We start from the raw sequence: 18,552 nt of genomic DNA on the forward strand, positions 1-18,552 counted from the left end.
GCCTCCCCCAAGGCCGGCCAACGGCGCGCCGCCGCCGCGGCTGGCATTGAAAGGATGCGGGAGCTTCCGGCTCCCAGGTTCGGCATCGGAAGGCAACGGGAGCTGGGAGCTCCCGCTCCGCTCGTCGCGACGGGCGCAAAAAAGCCGAGGCACGATGGCCTCGGCTTCGGTGAAGGCGGCGCAGGAGCGCCCGCGCGCTCAGGCGGGCGTCGGCGCAGGAGCCGGCGCTCCCGAAGTATCGGACGCGGCGGCAGTGCCGGAAGGTTTCGCAGCCGCACCGTCGCGCGGAGCGGGCTTGCTGGAAACGACGGGGGACTTGATCTCACCGTGCTGGAGGACTTCGAAGACGTGCTTGCCCTCGATCGTCTCGTGCTCGAGCAGCGCCTCGGCGATCTTGTCCAAGGCCGCGCGATTATCCTTCAGGATCTTTTCCGCGCGCTGGTATTCGCTGGTGACGAACGCGGAGACCGCGAGGTCGATCTTGCGCGCCGTGTCCTCACTGAGATGCTGCGAGCGGGTAATGTCGCGACCGAGGAAGACCGTGTCCTGGTTCTCGCCCATCGCGATGGGGCCGAGCTCGCTCATGCCGAAATCGCACACCATGTAGCGAGCGATCTTGGTCGCCTGCTTGATGTCGCCGCTGGCGCCGTCACTGATGTCGTTCGTGACGAATTCCTCGGCGATGCGGCCCGCCATCGAGGTGCAAATGCGGTCGAGATACTGCTTCTTGGTGCGGCCGAGAATGTCCTTGGTGGCAAGATAGGTCGTGCTGCCGAGGCTCTGGCCACGCGGGATGATGGTGACCTTGTGCACGGGCATGGTGCCGTCATCGAGCACGGCGCCCACGACGGCGTGTCCGGCCTCGTGCCAGGCAAGGGCGCGCTTCTCCTTGTCGTCCATCACGCGACGGCGCGAGAGCCCCCAGAGGACCTTGTCGCGCGCTTCGTCGACATCGGTCATGTCGACTTTCTTCTTGTTGCGACGGGCGGCGAGGAGCGCGGCCTCGTTGAGGAGATTGGCCAGTTCGGCGCCGGAGAGGCCGGGCGTGCCGCGCGCGATGACGGAGAGGTCGACGTTGTCGGCCAGCGCGATCTTGCGGGCATGGACGCGGAGAATCTGCTCGCGGCCGACGATGTCGGGCAAATCGATCCCCACCTGACGGTCGAAGCGGCCGGGGCGGAGCAACGCGCTGTCGAGCACGTCGGGGCGATTGGTCGCCGCGATGATGATGATGCCTTCCTGGGTGTCGAAGCCGTCCATCTCGACGAGCAGCGAGTTGAGCGTCTGCTCGCGCTCGTCGTTGCCGCCACCGAGACCCGCGCCGCGCTGCCGGCCGACCGCATCGATTTCGTCGATGAAGATCAGGCAGGGCGCGTTCTTGCGGCCCTGTTCGAACATGTCGCGCACGCGGCTCGCGCCGACGCCGACGAACATTTCCACGAAGTCCGAGCCGCTGATCGAGAAGAACGGCACGTCGGCCTCGCCGGCGATGGCCTTCGCGAGGAGCGTCTTGCCGGTGCCCGGAGGACCGACCATGAGGATGCCCTTCGGGATGCGACCACCGATCTTCTGGAACTTCTTCGGATCCTTCAGGAACTCGACTACTTCGCTGACCTCCTCCTTGGCCTCGTCGCAACCGGCGACGTCGGCGAACGTGATGCGATCCTTCTCGCGCGTGAGGAGCTTGGCGCGGCTCTTGCCGAAGCTGAGGGCGCCCTTGCCGGCGTTGCGCAGCTGGCGGACGAAGAGGAAATAGAGCAGACCGATGACGATGACGAACGGCAGGATGTTGTAGATGAGCTGGGTCATCGCAGTGGTCGCGGGCTTTTCGACGAAAGCCTGCGAGCGCTGAAGCCGCTCGAAATTACCGTCGGTCAACCGGCCGGTCGCCACAAACGCGTCGGTCGTGCCGGCTTCCGTGCGAAGGCTGGACTCCTTCAGCTTGCCGGCGACCGAATACCAGTCGCGGCCTTGCGACGGGTCAGGCTGGATCGTGCCGGTGAGCAGCTTCCCCTGCTCCGCCAGTTCCACGACCTGCTGCATCTTCAGCGAGGCCGGCTGCGGTGCGCGTCCCGGATTGAACATGAAAAGCGCCACGATGGCGCCGATGATCGCCACCCAGATGAGGAGCACCTTCGGTTGAAAACTCTCCGGCGGCAGGTTCTTCAGGGGGCGGCGTTTCTTGTTGTCGTCTGAGTCGGACATTCGGGTTTTGGGACTGGAGGGGCAACGTGGAGGTTCCCCTGGGATAAGTCAAATGAAGGCCCGGAGGAATTTCGTCCCGAAATCGGAACGAAATTCACGCCCGCCGCAGGGACAGTTTCCCGGCGCGGACGACCGCAAAAGCCTGCGTGCCCAGGCTGAATTTCGTGTCCCGGCCGCGGCGGAGGGCGGCGAGCAGTTGTTCGAAACCTTGGCGGGAAAGGTCCGTGGCCGGCTGGTTCGCGACCATCCAACGATGCAGCGCCCGTCGCCACAACGCGAACGGCTTGCCCGCCAGCCGCGCCAAGTCGAGCGTGCGACCGCGCAGCGGCGCGACTGCGTCGAGCCACGCTTCAAGCGCCGCGTCGTCTTCTTCGAGACGTTCGCGCGCGAGTGCGGCCCCGGCCAGCGCGTCGCGCCCTGCGGCCTTCGTCCACGCGGGCAGGACGGAGCGGCGGACACGATTACGCCAGAAAGCCTCGCCCGCGTTGGTCGCGTCCTCGCACCAGCGGGCGCCGCTCGCGCGCAACGCCGCCACGATGTCCGCCTTCTTCAGCGTCAGCAGCGGCCGCAAATGCACGCGCCCGTCGGCCTGCTCCTGCACCGGCCGCGGCGCCGCGAGCCCGCTCGTGCCGCTGCCGCGCGCGAGGCGCATCAACATCGTCTCGGCAATGTCGTCCTGCTGGTGTCCGAGCCAGAGCAGACGCAGCTTCCGCCGCTTCATCTCGCGGGCGAAAAATGCGTGGCGCGCCTCGCGCGCGGCGGCCTCGCTCGCGTGCGCAACGGCGTTCGCCCACTGGGCGCTGACGAACTTCACGCCGAGCGCGGCGCAGACCTCGCGGCAGAATTTCTCGTCCGCGTCGGCCGCGCGCCCGCGCAGGCGGTGGTTGAAATGCAGCGCGACGAACTCCCGCCCCCAGCGCCCCTCCGCTTCCGCCCAGAAGATCAGCAGCAACGCCAGCGAGTCGGCGCCGCCGGAAAACGCGAGCGCCCACCGCGGGTGCTTCACGTGCGGTCGTCGGCGCTTCTCGCGCTCCCAGTCGGCGAGGGCGTAATTCATCGCCGCCGGATGCAACGCGCCGTGCGCGATGCGCCGCACGAACGCCGCGGCGATGGCGGGCCAATCGGGCTGGGCGCGGGCGGGTTTGCGGCGGCGTTTCATGTAGGAGCCTGTTTGCAGGCGATACGGACGCGAGTGGGTCGCCTGCGAGCAGGCTCCTACAGGATGCCCGCTTACTTGAAACTCAGGAACTCCTTGCCGAAATACGGCACGAGCGCCGCCGGGATCTTCACGCGGCCGTCGGCCTGCAGGTTGTTCTCGAGCAGCGCGGCGAGCACGCGCGGCACAGCGAGACCGGAACCGTTCAGCGTGTGCACGAGTTCGGGTTTGCCGGTTTCCTGATTGCGGAAACGGATCTGCGCGCGGCGCGCCTGGAAGGCCTCGAAGTTCGAGCAGCTGGACACTTCGAGCCAGCGCTTCTGGCCGGCGGCCCAGACCTCGAGGTCGTATTTCTTCGACTGGGAAAAGCCGAGGTCGCCGCCGCACATCAGCAGCACGCGGTAAGGCAGCTCGAGCTTCCGGAGCAGGCGCTCGGCGTCGTCGCGGAGCGCATCGAGTTCCTCGTAGCTGCGCGTCGGATGCACCCACTTGAGCAGCTCGACCTTGTCGAACTGGTGCAGGCGGTTCAGGCCGCGCACGTCCTTGCCGTAGCTGCCCGCCTCGCGGCGGAAGCAGGGCGTGTAGGCGCAGCGCTTGATCGGCAACGCGCTTTCCTCGACGATCTCGTCGCGGAAGAAATTCGTCAGCGGCACCTCGGCCGTCGGCACGGCGAAGAGCCGGTCGGGCGTCGTCTCATACATCTGCCCTTCCTTGTCCGGCAGCTGGCCGGTGGCGGTGGCGCTGGCGGCGTTGACGAAGATCGGCGGCGCGACCTCGGTGTAGCCGGCCTTCACGTCCTCATCCAAAAAGAACTGCAACAGCGCGCGCACGATCTTCGCGCCGTCGCCGACGTAGAACGGAAAACCCGCGCCGGTGACCTTCGCGCCGCGGCCGAAATCGAGCAGGTTGTCGAAACCCTTGATCTCCCAATGCGGCTGCGCGGCGGGCGACACGGCGTTCACGTCGCCGTGCGTGGCGAAAACGACGTTCTGCTCGGGCGTTTTGCCCTCGGGCACGGAGGCGTGCGGGACGTTCGGCAGCGTGAGCATCGCGTCACGCCATTTCTCCTCGACCGTCTTGAGTCCTTCCTCGCGCGCCTTCACCTCGGCGGAGACGGCCTTCATTTCCTGGACCTTGGCGAGGAATTCCGGCGAACCCTTCTTCAGCGCGGCCATCTCGTTGTTGGCCGCCTTCTGCTTGGCGCGGAGCTGCTCGACCTCGCCGAGCTGCGAACGCCACGCGTGATCGAGTGCCAGCACCGCGTCGAGGTCGACGTCGAGGTGCTTCTTGGCAATGGCGGCGCGGACGACATCCGGCGTTTCGCGAAGGACTTTGGGATCGAGCATAGGAGCGACGATTAACCGGGGAACGCCGCGCCCCAGCAAGGCGATTTTGGGAGCTAGAACGCGCCCCGGCCGTCCGCCGCCGGCGCTACTTCTTCTCGCTGAACAGCCGGTTCACCATCTCGTCGGGCCAGCTCGCGCTCAACACGCGATCCTTGTCCGCCGCGCGCAGCACGATCTCGGCTTTGCGCACGGCCGCCCGGTCGGCGACGCGGCGCGTGTAGCTGAACTCGCCCGCGCCGCGCCACACCGGCTGCCCCTGCAAGTTGTCCTTGCCCGCTTCCTGCACTTGGGCGACGTCGCCGCTCGCGAGCGTGAGCACCGCCACCGCGCCGTGAAAATCCCCGAACAGCACCTGCTTCTCGTCCGGGCTGACCTCGAAGAACGCGAGCGATTGCGGCAGATTAGCCTCGTGCTTGCGCGGCACCAGACGCGTGAGCGTGGCCTGCCGCGCCGGATCCAGCGCGAACAGCTGCTCGCGCGTGTCGCCGAAATCCTCCGCGGCGACCGGCAGGCTGAGTTCGGCGGCGTTGAAGAGAATCCGGCCATCGTGCAGGCACCGCACCCGCGCCTGCTCCGAAAACACAAAACCGGCGAGCTCCCGCGGCTCCGGCGCCTTCAGCCCAGCGCCCGCCGCATCGAACACCGGCCGCTGCACCAGCGTGCCCAGCCGCAACTGGTCGTGCTCCGCGCCGGCGTTCGCCTGCACGTAGACGACGTCGCGTCCGTCGGCGGTCCAATCCGGGTAAGCCGCCACACGCGTCGCGATCAACTCCGGCGCGCTCGGCGAACCCAAGCGCGCCACCCACAACTGAAATTCGTTTTCCTGCGGTTCCGGGGCGAGACCCGGCTTGGCAACGCAGGCGATCGCGCGGTCGCCCGCCGCGACGCGGATCTCCTCGATCTCGCCGGCACCGGCGTAAAGCGCCGCACCCGTCACGAGCGTGTCGCCTTCGATCTTGGCCATGACCAACTCGTGCACCTCGACCTGCGCGGTCTTCCACGCGTTCCAGGTGTCCGCGTCGAGTTGGGCACGCACCTCCGGTCCATGACGATCGCGCAGGTAGATTTGCCACCAAGCCGGCTCCGCTTTGTAAACCTTCTGCAGCCGCGCCTTGGCCAACGTCTCCGCCGGCGACTTCTGCCACAGCTGCTCGACCTGAGCGGCAAACTTTCCGGCGCGCTCGGCCCCGAGATGCCGGGCGGCTTCGTCCCACGAGCCGACGCGCTGGCTGCGCGCGACCACGAGCTGCTGCGAGTCGCCGAGCCAAGCCGCCAGGTTGGCGCCGGGCACGAGCAACGGCGACAGGCGACCGTCCGCGTCGGTCAGATAAAGTCCTTCCTGACCGAAGACGACCGCGCGACGGCCGTCGGGCGACCACAGGAGATTTTTCTCCAAACATCCCGCAAGCAGCAGTAGCACGACCGCGAGCGGCAGCACACAGAGCCGGCGAACGCCGGCGAACAAGGCAACGGTTTTCATGGTTTTTCCTCCGAAATCGGGTTGGCGCGCGAGGGCAGCCATTGAAGCGCTGACCGCGCCGTGGCCCCGCCGGACTTGCGGGCCGCCGGTTGCAACAGCTCCGCCGTGCGACGCGAGGCCGACCAAAAGCGCGACGACGGCTCCGCGCGCTCCGGTGCGGACGCATCCGCAGCGGCACTGGCCGTTGCCACGACCGCGATCGCGGCGCGGTCCGGCGTGCGCAGTTTCAAGCCGACACCGGTTCCCGCCGAAAGCCCCACGACGATCGCCGCGGCGAGGCGCAGCCATTCGCCGCCGGGCACTCGCAACGCCCGTGGCGGACTCGCGGACGCGGTTCCGAGCACCCGCAGCGGTGGCAGAACCTCCGTCGCCCGTGCGGCAACGGCAGCGCGAGCCTGGCGCATCGTCGCGTCCAACTCTGCGGCGCGGGCGGCGGCGGACGGATCGCGCGCGAGGTGTTCGTCCAACAGCGCGACCACTGCGGGCGCGAGTTCGCCGGCGGTGCGGTCGATGAACAGGGAGTCGAGTTCTTCGGATTTCATGGGCGCGTGGGTGAAGCGGGGTTGAGCGTGGCGCGCAGCGCGTGCACTGCGGCGTGCAACCGCGAGCGCACGGTGCCGATCGGAATATCGAGCGCTTCCGCGATTTCCTCGTAGCTCAAATCGTGGCGCAGTTTCAGCAGCAGCGTCTCGCGTTGCGCCGCGGGCAACCGTCCGACGGCCTCGCGCATGTCGGCGAGCCGAGCGTCTTCGACTTCGGCGGTCCACTCCTCGTCGTCGGTCAGCGCGACTGCCGGCGCCGCCCGGCGCAGCGCGTCGTGCCCCACGTGCCGCGCGATGCCGAACAGATACGCGCGGGGCGACAGCGCGGCGGCCAGCCGCTCCGGGTGTTGCAGGGCCCGCGCAAAGGTGTCCTGCAGCAAATCCTCCGCCTGCAACGCCAGCGTCGGCCGGCTGCGGAAGTAAGCGAGCAGGTTCGCGCCCGTCTCCCGGTAGAGGGTTTCGAGTTGGCGGTGTGCAGGGTTCATCGAGCGCAGGGCGGAGAAAGGTTGGGCTTTCCTACTCCCCTACCTCGCAAAAGACGGGCCGAAAGTTCGCCGGAGCGAAAAAAATTCCGGCGCCCATCGCTCCGCGCGGAGCACGCGGCTTCGCGGCGTCGGTCAACGCCCGCGGCGTTCGGCGATCAATCGGTCCACCTGCGCGCAAACTTCCTCGACCGTGATCAAGTCCATCGCCCGCGCATCATGCACCCGCTGGTGCCAGCCGGGTTCGGCGGTGCCGAGGAACTGCCGCGCGGCGTCCGCGTAACGATCGACGCAAAACCGGCGCTCCGGCCACGGCCCGGTCAGTGCCGAACGCGCGACCGCATAGAGTCCCACGACCGGCGTGCCGACCGCCGCCGCGAGATGCACCGGGCCGGTGTCGGGCGCGAGCAGACCCTCGGCACCGGCCAGCACGGCCGCGAGCGTGCGCACCGAGGTGCGTCCCGCGAGATTGAGCGGAGGCAGCGGCATATCCTTCAACTGCGCGCTCACCGCGTCCGTCAGCGCCTTCTCGGCGGAGCCTGCGCCGCCCGTGAGCACGATGCGCCAGCCGGTTGCCCGCGCGACATGCATCGCGACGGCGGCGTAGTGCTCGGCGCGCCAATTGCGCTCCGGCTTGCTCGCGGCGGGATTGATCACGAAATACCTGCCGTAGCCGACCAGCGCGTGCGCCGCCGTCGTGTCCATCGAACCGAGGGGCAGCGTGAGCGAGCGCACATAATTCTCCGGCGCGACGCCCAGCGCGCCGGCAAACGCGAGGAAGCCCTCGGCGAGATGCTCGTCGCACGGCGGCACGCGCTCGCCGACGAACCATCCGTGCAGATCGCGCGCGCGCCGCGCATCGAAGCCGATTTTCCGGCGCGCCGGCACGCACGCGTGCACGAGGTTCGCCCGGAAACTCGCCTGCGCGGCGAGCAGCACGTCAAAGTCGCGCCCGCGCAGCGTCCGGCGCAGCGCGAGATAGTCGCCCAGCTTCATCGGCCGCGGCACGGTGATGAATTCCACGCCTTCGAGGCCGAGCAGCAGCTCGCGCGTCATGCCGCTCGTGATCCAGGTGAGTTGCGCGGCGGGAAAATTCTTCCGCAACGTCTGCACGAGCGCGGTGGCGAGCACGACGTCGCCGAGCGCCGAGAGGCGCACGAGGCAGAGGCGGCGCGGGGCGGCGGTCGGTTGCACTCAGCTCGTCCGAGCGGACGGGGACGGCACGCGCGCGGGGCCGCTCTCGGTCTCCATGCGGCGCTTCAGGCGCGCGAACACGTCGCGCGCGGCGAGCAGGCGCAGATCGCCGACCGGCGCCTGGATGTAGAAATTAGACGTGCTCGTCAGCGGATACGGTCCGGACAGCCGCGGATCGGTCGGCCCGAAAATGCCGAGCGTTTTCACGCCGAGCGCCGCGGCGAGTTGGAGCGGGCCGGTGTCGTTCGAGATCACCCACTCGGCGTGCGTGATGAGCGCCGCGAGCGAGTTGAGGCTGGTGTTGCCCGTGAGGTTGACGAACGCGCCGTCGGGGAACGCCTCCTTGCACGGCAGGTAGTGCGAGCCGGCCCACACGACCTTGCGGCCGGCCTCGCGCACGAGCAGCGACGAAAGCTGCGCGAACTCCGGCCAGCGTTTGTCCTCGCGGCGGCTCTCGGGGAACATCAGCACCGGACGCAGGCCGTTGCGCTTCTCCATGAACGAGAGGTTCAGCTTGCCGAAATCGCGGAAGTGCAGCGGACCGTGCAGCTCCGGCTGTGCGTCGACGGCCACGAGGAACTGCAACAGCGTTGCCAACGGGTGGTGCGGCCCGGGCGTCGGCGCGGAGATTTTTTCCGAGTAAAACAGGGTCGCGCCCTCGCGCGCGTCGGCGCGGCCAAGGCGGCGCTTGGCGTGCGTCCATTTCACCATCAGGCCGGAGCGGAGCAGCCCCTGGAAATCCATCACGACGTCGAACTGCCGCGCGCGCACCTCGCGCATGAGCTGGAAAAACCCGCGCACGCCGCCGAGTCGGCGGAACACGAAGATCTGATCCACCACGCTGCTCGAGCGCACCAGCGGCGCGAAGACGTCGCGCACGATCCACGACACGCGCCAGTCGGGCTGTTGGGCCTTCAGCGATGCCGTGACTTGCAAGCCGTGCACGATGTCGGCGAGCGAGGCGGGTTGGATGATGAGCAGTTCGCGCATGGAGCCGGTGGAGAAATTCCTTTCAACCACCCGCGAGTTAGGTTTCATCCGACTTCGCCGAAGGCAAATTCAAACACCTTGAGCAGGAAAAATTTGAGGCAATTTAGCACCGCGTCGCCGCGCGCAATCGGAAGGTGGGCGCCGACGTCCCCGACGGCGCCAGCGGGCAGGTGCGCACGTTCCGTCGCCGGCGCCGAAACTCACGCGCTCGTCGCCGCCGGGACGGCGGCGACCACCCCCGCAGCATTTGTGCGCGCTGCGGTCCGCCATGGTTAAGCTCGGGCTCCAATTCGCCGGCTGGGTCCTCGCTCACCTGCCCCTCGCCGCACTGCGCGCGCTCACCCGGCTGGTCGCGGTCGCGTTCTATTACCTCGTGCCGAGCCGCCGCCGGCTCATGCACGCGAACCTGCACCACGCGTTTCCCGAGCGCAGCGGCGAGTGGCGCCGCGCGGCCGCCCGCGAGTGCATCCGGCGGTTCGTCGAGACGGCGTTCTACTCGCTCGCGAGCCCGTATCTCAGCGCCGATCGCGTGCGCGAGATCGTGCGCGGCACCGACTCGCTCCGCGCCGCCTTCGCCGCGCATCGCGCCCAACCGCAGGCCACGCTGTTCTGCTCGCCGCACTTCGCGCATTGGGAAGCGCAGACGGCGCTCTCGCTCCTCGTCGAGGGACCGTTCCCGGAGTTCGCGTCGATCTTCCGGCCGATCGACAATCCATCCGCGGATGAATTCATCCGGCAGACGCGCGAGCGCTTCGGCATGCGGTTGCTGTCGCGCAAGCAGGGGTTTCAGGAGGCGGTGAAAATTCTCCGGCGCAACGGCTTCATCGGCATCCTCCACGACCAGAACGCCGGCGACCAAGGCGCGCTCACGCTGCTCTGCGACCGCGTCTGCTCTACCACCGAGCTGCCCGGCCTGCTCGCCACGAAATTCGGCGCCGTTGTCTACGTCATTTACCCGCGCTACCTCGGCTTCTGGCGCGTCGAGCTGCACGTCGAACGCCTCGTCCACGAAGGCACACCCGAAGGCGTGACGATCGCGCTCAACCGCTGGCTCGAGGACAAACTCCGCGCCGACGAAAACCAGTGCACCTCGTGGCTCTGGGGCCACCAGCGCTGGAAAAACCAGGACGCACCGCACGCGCGCTTCCGTCTCGCGCAGAAGCGCAACTTCCTCGCCGACGAGCTCCGCCTGCGCGGCCTCGCCGCCCTGCCCCGCCGCACGCGCCTCTGGGTGCGCCTGCCCAACTGGCTCGGCGACGTCGTCATGGCGCTGCCGCTGCTCCGAGCGATCCGCGCCGCGCGACCGGACGCCGAGATCACGTTCATCGCCAAAGCGGCCTACCTGCCGCTCCTCGAGAAACTCGCGCTCGCCGACCGCCACCGCGCGCTGCCGAAGGCGGACGGTCTCGCCTACTTCGCGGAATTCCGCCGCGCCCGCGCAGAATTTCCCGACTGCTACCTGCTCTTCACGAACTCCACGCGCGGCGACCTCGAGGCGTGGTGCACCGGCGCGCGCCAGCGCTTCGGCCTCGTGCGGCGCGGCCACCCGCGTCCGCTGCTCACGCACCGTTTCGAACTGCCGTCCAACTTCGACGAGGCGCAGAATCACCAACTCACGCTCTGGACGGATTTTCTCCGCCGCTTCGGCCTCGAACAGCCGGCCAACCTCGCGCCGCTCAAGCTCTCGGCTCTCAGCCCTCAGCTCTCAGCTTCCCCAATTGGCCTGATCTGCGGCTCGGAAAACACGCCCGAAAAGCGCTGGCCCGTGGAGCATTGGCGTGCGCTCATCGCCGCGTTGCCCGACCGGAAATTTGCGCTCTTCGGCACGCCCAACGACCGCGCGATCACCGACGCGATCGCCGCCGGTTTCGGCGAACGCGTGGAAAATCTCGCAGGCAAGACCGGCCTCGTCGAATTCGCCGAACGCCTCCAAGCCTGCGCCGTGCTCGTCGCCAACGACACCGGCGGCCTGCACCTCGCCAACGCGCTCGGCGTGCCGGTCATCGGCTTGTTCGGCCCGACGAACCCCGTGCGCACCGGCCCGGTTTTCGACGCGCCGCGCGTTCTCCTTCAACCGCCCGGCTGCCCGTGCACCGGTGGCGGCTCGCTCGCCGACCTTCGACCCGAAACTGTCGTCGCCGCCGTGCGCTCTCAACTCTCAGCTCTAGACTCTCAGCTCTAGACTCCGCTCCTTGCCCCTCCTCGCCGTCACCGATCTCCGCACCCATTTCCACACGCGCAGCGGCGTCTACCGCGCGGTGGACGGAGTGAGCTTCGCCCTCGAACGCGGCGAGACGCTCGGCATCGTCGGCGAGTCCGGCTCGGGCAAATCGGTCACCTGTTACTCGCTGATGGGCCTCATCCCGCAGCCGCCCGGCCGCATCGAGAGCGGACGTGCGCTTTTCGACGGCACCGATCTGCTGCACTGCTCGCCCGCCGAAGCGCGCGCCATCCGCGGCAAGCGCATCGCGATGATTTTCCAGGATCCGATGACTTCGCTGAACCCCTACCTGCGGATCGGCGAACAGATCATCGAGCCGCTGCTCATCCATGAAAAGATCAGCCGCGCCGACGCCCTCGCCCGCGCCCGCGCGATGCTCGACGAGGTCGGCATCAACGAACCCGACCGCCGCCTCCAACAATACCCGCACGAATTCTCCGGCGGTATGCGCCAGCGCGTGATGATCGCGATGGCGCTCATCACGAATCCCGAGTTGCTCATTGCCGACGAGCCGACCACCGCGCTCGACGTGACGGTGCAGGCACAGATTCTCGAGCTGATCAAGAAACTCCAACGCCAGCACGGCATGGCGGTGATCTTCATCACGCACGACCTCGCAGTCGTCTCCGGCCTCTGCGACCGCGTGCAAGTGATGTATGCCGGCCGCATCGTCGAACGCGCGCCGACGCGCACGCTGTTCACCGCGCCGAGCCATCCCTACGCGCACGCCCTGCAACGCTCGATTCCCGCGCTCCAGCAAAAAGGCGAGGCGCTCCACACGATTCCCGGTCTGCCGCCCGATCTCTCGAAACCGCTCGCCGGTTGCCCGTTCGCCCCGCGCTGCCCGCACGCCGTCGATTATTGCCACCGCGAACCGGTCGCATTGCTGCCGGTCCACCCCGAACAGGAAAGCGCCTGCCTGCGTGTGCAACGCGGGGAACTCAAGCTGTAGACCCACGGAACACACCGAACACACGGAAATGATCTCCCGCAGCTGTCATTCTGAGCGCAGCGAAGAATCCAAGCAACCGACCGCGACGCCACCGCCGAGCTCGTGGATGAGCCATGGAAGCCGGCGCTGCGTCGCCGCCGAGAACATTCGCGCCGCGGTCGGAGCAGCGCCCTCCACCCGCGATTCTCGAATGACTTTCAACACACTGGCAGACAAGCGTCCGGCCAAACCGGATTCTGTGCGTTCCGTGTATTCCGTGGGCCTTCTCCATGCCTGAACCGCTCCTCGAACTCCGCGACGTGCAGACTCACTTCCCGGTCGAGTCCGGCTTCCTGCTGCGCCGGCAAACCGGCACGGTGAAAGCCGTCGACGGCGTGTCGCTGACGATCGCGCGCGGCGAAGTCGTCGGTCTCGTCGGCGAGTCCGGCTGCGGCAAGTCCACGCTCGCCCGCACGGTCATGCAGCTCGTGCCGACGACCGGCGGCAGCGTGATTCTCGCCGGCCGGAACCTGACCACGGCTTCCGCGGCGGAAGTAAAAACGGCCCGCCGCGGCATGCAGATGGTTTTCCAGGACCCGTTCGCGTCGCTCAATCCGCGCATGACCGTGTTCGACGCGCTCGCCGAGCCGCTGCGTGTGCACGCGGTCTGCCCACCGGCCGAGATTCCCGCGCGCGTCGCGCACCTGATGGAGCTCGTCGGCCTCGCCTCTCGCTTCTCGCGGAAATACCCGCACGAATTCTCCGGCGGACAACGCCAGCGCATCGCCATCGCGCGCGCGCTCGCGCTCGAGCCGCAGCTCATCATCGCCGACGAACCGGTCTCGGCCCTCGACGTCTCGATCCAGGCGCAGATCCTGAATCTCCTCGCGACGCTCGTCCGGCAGATGAACCTCACGCTGCTGTTCATCGCGCACGATCTCTCGGTGGTGAAACACGTCAGCGACCGCGTCGCCGTGATGTATCTCGGCAAAATCGTCGAGCTCGGGCCCGCCGCCGCCGTCATCGACAGCCCACGGCATCCCTACACCCGCGCGCTCATCAGCGCGATTCCCACGGTGCGTCCCGAAGACGGCCGCGAGCGCATCGTGCTCGCGGGCGATCCGCCCTCGCCGATGCATCCGCCGGGCGGCTGCCCGTTTCATCCGCGCTGTCCCTACGCGCAGGAGAAATGTCTCCGCGACCGCCCGCCGCTCCTGGCCGTCGAACCGGGTCATACCGCCGCCTGCGTGCGTCTCGGTGAAATCGACTGACGCCGCCCGGCGTCTCTCTCGGCGATGCACATCTCCCGCCCGTTCTCCCGTGGATTGAAATTCGTCGCGTTCGCTGTCGCGCTCGTTGGCTCCGCCATCCTGCGCGCCGCGGAACCGGGCGCCGTCGCACCCGCGAAAACCGATCCCGCGATCCTCAAACGCGCCGCTGCCTGGGTGGGCGAACTCGGCCTCGCCGACCCGGCGAAATCCGAACGCGTCCGCGCCGTCATTGCCGCGCACCTCACCACGGTCCGCGACTGGCACAACGCCCACCCCTACACCACCGTGCCCGAGGGCGTGAACCCCGCGACGGGCAAACCGCTCAGCAAACTCGACCGCGAGATGATCGCCGACGGCGCCATGCCCAAAACGGTCCACGCCGCGCTGATGTCCGGCCTGCGCGCTGACCTGACCGAGGCGCAAGTCGAGGCGATCCTAGACAAATACACGGTCGGCAAGGTCGCCTTCACCCTGAAGGGCTACCACGCGATCGTGCCCGATCTCACCGCAGAGGAGGAAAAGATCATCCTCGGTTTTCTGCAGCAGGCGCGCGAGGAAGCCGTCGACTACAAGAGCATGCCGCAGATCTCGGCCATCTTCGAAATCTACAAGACGAAGTCCGAACAGTATCTGATCTCGCGCGGCCGCGACTGGAAGGCGTTGTTCCGCGCCTACGTCCAGAAGGTCCAGGCGGAAAAGGCGGCCAGGAAAGCCGCGCCGGCGCCCGAACCCGCGAAAGCCAACTGACAGGCCGCTGTCAGGGGACTCGGCTACATTCCACGCCATGAAAACCGATCCCTTCGCCGCCCGTCAGGAATCGTTGCGCGAGTTGCGCACCATCCCAGGCATCGGGCCGAGCCTCGCCCTCGACCTCTACTCGCTCGGCGTCCGCCGCGTCGCCGATCTGAAGAAAAAGGATCCCGAGAAACTCTACCGCGGGCTCGAGCGCTTGACCGCGTCGAAGCAGGATCGGTGCGTGCTCTACACCTTCCGCTGCGCGGTCTACTTCGCGAAGACGAAACGCCCGCGCCCGGAGAAGCTCCTCTGGTGGAACTGGCAGGACGCGCCGGTGAAGAAGGCGCAGCGCGCGCGCCATTGAGGTGGGCGCCGGTTTCCCGATAGCGCCCAGCGCGGAGTATCGCGCAGCGCGTTCCGCGCGTTTTTCGCCCGAGGCCGCTTTTGTAGGAGCGAGCTTGCTCGCGACCGCGCCGGGAGTCGCGAGCAAGCTCGCTCCCACAGGTGCTCGGCGCTCCGCGGCATCGCCGCGCAGGCCTTACTTCGGCAGGCCAATCTGGCGCAGCGCCTCGTAAGCGGCCACGCCGGCGGCCGTCGAGAGATTGAGCGAGCGCAGCTCTCCGTTGGCGTGCGGGATTTTCAACCGGCGCTCGTCGCCGAACTCCGCGTGCAGCCAATCCGGCACGCCCGCCCCTTCGTTGCCCATCAGCAGGCCGTCGCCATCCGCGAACTTCACGTCCCAGAACGTCCGGGTGGCGTGCGTCGTGAACAGCCACAGGCGCTGCGGTGCGGCCGGACTCGCCTTGAAGGTCTCCCAGTTCTCGTGCTGGTGCACGTCGAGCGAGAACCAGTAGTCCATGCCCGCGCGGCGCAGGTTCGCGTCGGTGATCTTGAAGCCCAGCGGATGGATGAGGTGCAGGCGCGATTTCGTCACGGCGCACATGCGGCCGATGTTGCCGGTGTTCGGGGCAATTTGCGGTTGGAAGAGGATGACGTGGAGCATGGCGCAGCGGGCGGATTTAGGCTGGCCAGCCCCAAGCGCATATTCCATCCCATTGTCACCCGGCGCCCGGGCCTGGGGCCGCCGCGTCAATCCCCATGCAGTCCGCGTCCTCGCCCTCGCCCAATTCGCAGTCGGCCGCCGTGTCCGACAGCGGCGCGCCGTTTGGCATGGGTGTGATGCTGCTCGACGACGAGGTGGCCTACATCGATTTGCTCCAGCAACTGCTCGGCGAACATCTCGCGTGCCCGGTGCACAGCTTTTCGCGTCCCGCCGCAGCGCTCGCCGCACTGCCGACACTGAACGTCGGGCTGATCGTCACCGATTACCACATGCCGGGGATGGACGGCTTGGAATTTCTCACCGCCGTGCAGGCGATCAAGCCGCACCTGCCCGCGGTCATGATCACGGCGCACGAAATCGAGCTGGGCGTCGGGCGCGCGGCTCGCGTGGCAGCGCTGAAGGCGGTCGTGCGCAAGCCGTTCAAATGGACCGCGCTCGCCGAGGAGATCAACCGCTACTGGATGGGTTCGCGTCCGCCGTTCCCGTTCGTGCGCTGAAGCGCCCGGACCGCGGACGCCGGCCACCGCATCCCCACCACAACGCCTTTCGGCGCGAAACGGAGGCCGTCTCATCGGTCCGGCACGGCAATGAAAAAGCCCGCCTCGCGGCGGGCTTCGTTTTGGCGGAGGCGTTGAGCGCGCTCAGTTCGCCGCGCCGCCCGTGTAGTAGAGCGCGAAGGCGAACTTGTCGGCCGTCTCTTCGATCTGCTTCGAGATCGGCTTGCCCGCGCCGTGGCCGGCGTTCGTCTCGATGCGGATGAACATCGGGAGCGGGTTCTGTGGATTGGCGGCCTGGAGCGCGGCGGCGTATTTGAACGAGTGGCCGGGGTGCACGCGGTCGTCGTGGTCGCCGGTGGTGACCATGATCGCCGGGTAGCGGACGCCGGGCTTCACGTTGTGCACGGGCGAGTAACCTTTCAGATAAGCGGCCATCTCGGCGCTGTCGTCGACGGAGCCGTAGTCGCTCGCCCACGCCCAACCGATCGTGAATTTCTGGAAGCGCGTCATGTCCATCACGCCCACGGCGGGAAACGCGACCTTGGCGAGGTCGGGGCGCTGGTTGACGACGGCGCCGATGAGCAGGCCGCCGTTGGAGCCGCCGCTGATCACGAGCTTGTCGTGCGAGGTGTAGTGCTGCGCGACGAGGTAGTCGCCGGCGGCGATGAAGTCGTCGAAGACGTTCTGCTTTTTCAGCTTCGTGCCGGCGAGGTGCCACTCGCGGCCGTATTCGCCGCCACCGCGCAGGTTGGCCACGGCGTAGATGCCGCCGAGTTCCATCCAAGCGAGGTTCGAGGTCGAGAACGTGGGCAGCATCGAGATGTTGAAGCCGCCGTAGGCGTAGAGGAGCGTCGGATGCGAGCCGTCGAGTTTGATGCCCTTGCGGTGCGTGATGAACATCGGGACCTTCGTGCCGTCCTTCGACGTGTAGAACACCTGCTGCGTCTCGTAGACGCTCGGGTCGAACGCGACCTTCGGCGCTTGGAAAACCTCGACCTTGCCGGTGGCGAGGTCGGCGCGGAAGTTGGTCGTCGGATACGTGAACGACGCGAAGGAGAAGAACATCTCGCTCTCGTCCTCGCGGCCGCTGAGGCCGGCGACGTTGCCGATGCCGGGCAGCGCGATGTTGCCGAGCGACGCGCCGTCCTTCGCGTAAACCGCGAGCACGCTCTTGGCGTCCTGCATGTAGTTCACGACGAACTTGCCGCCGATGTAGGCCGCGTTGGAGATCACGTCCTTCGACTCGGGCACGAGCGTCTTCCAGTTCGCGCGGTCGGGATTCTTGAGATCGATCGCGATGACCTTGTTGCGCGGCGCGTCGAGGTCGGTGAGCAGAAAGAGCGTGGAACCGTCGTTGCCGATGACGTTATAGCTCGCCTCGAGCACGTCGATGAGGCGGACGACTTCGCCCTGCACGACCGGCTTCTTCGCGTCCTGGAGATCGAGGTAATAGAGGCGGTTGCGCGGATCGGTGCCCTCGGAGACATTAATGATGAGATAACGGCCGTCCTCGGTGACGCCGCCGCCGAGGCCCCACTTCGGTTGATCGGGACGCTCGTAGACGAGGAGATCGTCGGCCTGCTTCGTGCCGAGGCGGTGGAAATAGATTTTCTGGTTCGAGAGGTCGCTGAAGACCTGGTTGCCCTCGCGGCGCGGCTCGGGATAGCGCGAGTAGAAGAAGCCCGAGCTGTCCTTGGCCCAGCTGAAGCCGGAGAACTTCACCCAGTTGATCACGTCTTCGGTGTCCTGACCGGTGGCGAGGTCGCGCACGCGAAACTCGTTCCAATCCGAACCGGCGCGCGCGATGCCGTAGCCGACCCACTTGCCGTCCTCGGACGGCGCAATGGTCGACAGCGCCACGGTGCCGTCCTTCGACATCGTGTTTGGGTCAATCACGAGACGGCCCTCGGCGGTCAGCGAGTCCTTCACGAAGAGCGGCGACTGGTTCTGCAGGCCGGTGTTGTAGGTGTAGAAATAACGGCCGCCGGTCTTGCCCGGCAGGCTGTAGCGCGGGAAGTTCAGCAGCTCCTGCAGGCGCTGTTTGATGGCGTCGCGCTTCGGCAGGTTTTTGAGGAAGTCGAACGTGATCTTGTTCTGCGCGTCGACCCACGCCTTGGTGTCGGCAGAGTCGACGTCTTCGAGCCAGCGGAACGGGTCCGCGATTTTGACGCCATGCACGTCGTCGACTTGGTCGACCGTCTTGCTGGCGGGGTATTCGAACTGGGCGGCGAACGCCAACACGGGCGCGGCCGCGAGGGTAACCAGGGCCTTCAACTTCATACGGCCTAGGCAACGGACCGCCGCGCCCGGTGCAAGCCGAAGAGGCCGATTGCTCCCTTTGGCCCAATGAAGCGGTCGATTTGCATGATGAATGGTGCGGTCTTCACACCATCCCCCCCGGGAAAACCACATGGAAGGGCGCGGCTGTAGCCGCGCCGT

Annotated in this window: 16 protein-coding genes; 6 read left to right on the plus strand and 10 right to left on the minus strand. The window is 67.4% G+C overall.

Annotated elements, in window-relative coordinates; genetic code table 11:
* Nucleotides 1-198: 198 nt before the first annotated feature.
* From ftsH to KF715_03415, 8 genes are all read right to left on the minus strand, one after another.
* A complete protein-coding gene (ftsH, locus tag KF715_03380) occupies nucleotides 199-2,205 on the minus strand; it encodes an ATP-dependent zinc metalloprotease FtsH (protein ID MBX3735708.1) in 2,007 nt (668 codons plus the stop codon).
* A 94-nt stretch (nucleotides 2,206-2,299) separates the two neighbouring features.
* Nucleotides 2,300-3,262, minus strand: a complete 963-nt coding sequence (gene tilS / locus KF715_03385; GenBank protein MBX3735709.1) for a tRNA lysidine(34) synthetase TilS — start codon at nucleotides 3,260-3,262, stop codon at nucleotides 2,300-2,302.
* 173 nt (nucleotides 3,263-3,435) lie between these two features.
* Nucleotides 3,436-4,707 (minus strand): serine--tRNA ligase, encoded by a 1,272-nt coding sequence (gene serS, locus KF715_03390; GenBank protein ID MBX3735710.1) that lies wholly within the window; start codon nucleotides 4,705-4,707, stop codon nucleotides 3,436-3,438.
* Between the two features lie 85 nt (nucleotides 4,708-4,792).
* The gene (locus KF715_03395; protein MBX3735711.1) at nucleotides 4,793-6,187 is read right to left on the minus strand and encodes a hypothetical protein; all 1,395 of its coding nucleotides are present in this window, start codon (nucleotides 6,185-6,187) and stop codon (nucleotides 4,793-4,795) included.
* Nucleotides 6,184-6,729 carry a hypothetical protein gene (locus KF715_03400; GenBank protein MBX3735712.1) on the minus strand — a complete coding sequence of 182 codons (546 nt, stop codon included), beginning with the start codon at nucleotides 6,727-6,729 and terminating at the stop codon, nucleotides 6,184-6,186. The genes KF715_03395 and KF715_03400 overlap by 4 nt, the downstream gene beginning before the upstream one ends.
* A complete protein-coding gene (locus tag KF715_03405) occupies nucleotides 6,726-7,214 on the minus strand; it encodes an RNA polymerase sigma factor (protein MBX3735713.1) in 489 nt (162 codons plus the stop codon). The genes KF715_03400 and KF715_03405 overlap by 4 nt, the downstream gene beginning before the upstream one ends.
* A 132-nt stretch (nucleotides 7,215-7,346) precedes the next feature.
* Nucleotides 7,347-8,405, minus strand: a complete 1,059-nt coding sequence (locus KF715_03410; protein MBX3735714.1) for a glycosyltransferase family 9 protein — start codon at nucleotides 8,403-8,405, stop codon at nucleotides 7,347-7,349.
* Nucleotides 8,406-9,395: a glycosyltransferase family 9 protein gene (locus tag KF715_03415; GenBank protein ID MBX3735715.1), complete on the minus strand. Its 990-nt coding sequence runs from the start codon at nucleotides 9,393-9,395 to the stop codon at nucleotides 8,406-8,408. It abuts the gene before it with no gap.
* Between the two features lie 268 nt (nucleotides 9,396-9,663).
* On the opposite strand from KF715_03415, the gene KF715_03420 reads away from it, so the two are divergent.
* The 5 genes from KF715_03420 to KF715_03440 all read left to right on the plus strand — a co-directional run bounded on the left by KF715_03420 (nucleotide 9,664) and on the right by KF715_03440 (nucleotide 14,917).
* A complete protein-coding gene (locus tag KF715_03420; GenBank protein ID MBX3735716.1) occupies nucleotides 9,664-11,577 on the plus strand; it encodes a hypothetical protein in 1,914 nt (637 codons plus the stop codon).
* A 10-nt stretch (nucleotides 11,578-11,587) separates the two neighbouring features.
* Nucleotides 11,588-12,568 (plus strand): ABC transporter ATP-binding protein, encoded by a 981-nt coding sequence (locus tag KF715_03425; GenBank protein MBX3735717.1) that lies wholly within the window; start codon nucleotides 11,588-11,590, stop codon nucleotides 12,566-12,568.
* Nucleotides 12,569-12,837: 269 nt separating this feature from the next.
* Complete coding sequence (locus KF715_03430; GenBank protein ID MBX3735718.1) at nucleotides 12,838-13,818, plus strand: ATP-binding cassette domain-containing protein; 981 nt, start codon at nucleotides 12,838-12,840, stop codon at nucleotides 13,816-13,818.
* 24 nt (nucleotides 13,819-13,842) lie between these two features.
* The gene (locus KF715_03435; protein ID MBX3735719.1) at nucleotides 13,843-14,565 is read left to right on the plus strand and encodes a DUF3826 domain-containing protein; all 723 of its coding nucleotides are present in this window, start codon (nucleotides 13,843-13,845) and stop codon (nucleotides 14,563-14,565) included.
* A 37-nt stretch (nucleotides 14,566-14,602) separates the two neighbouring features.
* A complete protein-coding gene (locus KF715_03440) occupies nucleotides 14,603-14,917 on the plus strand; it encodes a helix-hairpin-helix domain-containing protein (GenBank protein MBX3735720.1) in 315 nt (104 codons plus the stop codon).
* Between the two features lie 174 nt (nucleotides 14,918-15,091).
* On the opposite strand, the gene KF715_03445 is transcribed toward KF715_03440, so the two are convergent.
* Nucleotides 15,092-15,556, minus strand: coding sequence for a tRNA (cytidine(34)-2'-O)-methyltransferase (locus tag KF715_03445; protein ID MBX3735721.1), 465 nt, complete (start codon nucleotides 15,554-15,556; stop codon nucleotides 15,092-15,094).
* A 95-nt stretch (nucleotides 15,557-15,651) separates the two neighbouring features.
* Here KF715_03445 and KF715_03450 point away from each other — a divergent pair, with 95 nt between their 5' ends.
* On the plus strand, nucleotides 15,652-16,113 hold the full coding sequence (locus KF715_03450) for a response regulator (GenBank protein ID MBX3735722.1): 462 nt from the start codon (nucleotides 15,652-15,654) through the stop codon (nucleotides 16,111-16,113).
* 144 nt (nucleotides 16,114-16,257) lie between these two features.
* Here the strand turns inward: KF715_03450 and KF715_03455 are convergent, their stop codons facing one another.
* Nucleotides 16,258-18,393 carry a S9 family peptidase gene (locus KF715_03455; protein ID MBX3735723.1) on the minus strand — a complete coding sequence of 712 codons (2,136 nt, stop codon included), beginning with the start codon at nucleotides 18,391-18,393 and terminating at the stop codon, nucleotides 16,258-16,260.
* Nucleotides 18,394-18,552 lie beyond the last annotated feature (159 nt).

The organism is Candidatus Didemnitutus sp., from assembly GCA_019634575.1.
GTDB lineage: Bacteria > Verrucomicrobiota > Verrucomicrobiia > Opitutales > Opitutaceae > Didemnitutus.